Below are 545 nucleotides of genomic sequence, written 5' to 3'. Positions count from 1 at the left end.
CCGGATGGTGTTTGGCGGGATCGGCGCATTGGCAGCGATCCCCAGACAGCGGCGAATGCCCTCGACCGCCGCATCCGGGTAATGCTCTGGGTTTTCCGACAGCAATTTCAGCGTAGTAATGCCGCCATCGGGGGCGCGCGCCACCACATCGGTAAAGGTGCCCCCCCGGTCGATCCAGAATTCCCATTCGGTATGCGACGCCGTCACCATGCTTATCCCCTGCAGGTTGTACCCGTTTATGGGTCCGACAGGCGCGACGGAATGTCAATTCATTCCGCCGCTCCGGCACAAGCAAACGCCCCGCGCCGGAGGGCGCAGGGCGTGTTTTTGCGTTCGGCAGGGCCCGCGTTCAGGCGTCAGAATTCGTCCCAACCGTCATCGTCGTCAAACGAGGCATTGCTCTGCGAGCCGCCTGCGGCGACGGCCACCTTTGCCGGGGCCGACGGGGCCCGATCCGCTCCGCCAGCAGAGGCCGGGGCAGCGGGAGCGGCACGCTGGCTCTGGAAGCTCGGTGTCACCACCTCGGCCGAGGGCCTGCCCTTGCC

At 66.2% G+C, this 545-nt stretch carries 2 protein-coding genes; both read right to left on the bottom strand.

The features are described 5' to 3' along the window. Positions 1-210 (bottom strand): hydantoinase/oxoprolinase N-terminal domain-containing protein (locus ACQY5R_RS18310; RefSeq protein ID WP_428610724.1); only part of this gene is annotated, 210 nt, incomplete at its 3' end. A gap of 146 nt (positions 211-356) precedes the next feature. Next, positions 357-545, bottom strand: a 189-nt coding sequence (locus tag ACQY5R_RS18305; protein WP_428610723.1) for a hypothetical protein, incomplete at its 5' end; no start/stop codon positions are given.

This window comes from Sedimenticola sp. (assembly GCF_050289425.1).
Classification (GTDB): domain Bacteria; phylum Pseudomonadota; class Gammaproteobacteria; order Chromatiales; family Chromatiaceae; genus Sedimenticola.
Note: the sequence above shows the minus strand (reverse complement) of the source record. Positions and strands in the feature narration are given on the sequence as shown.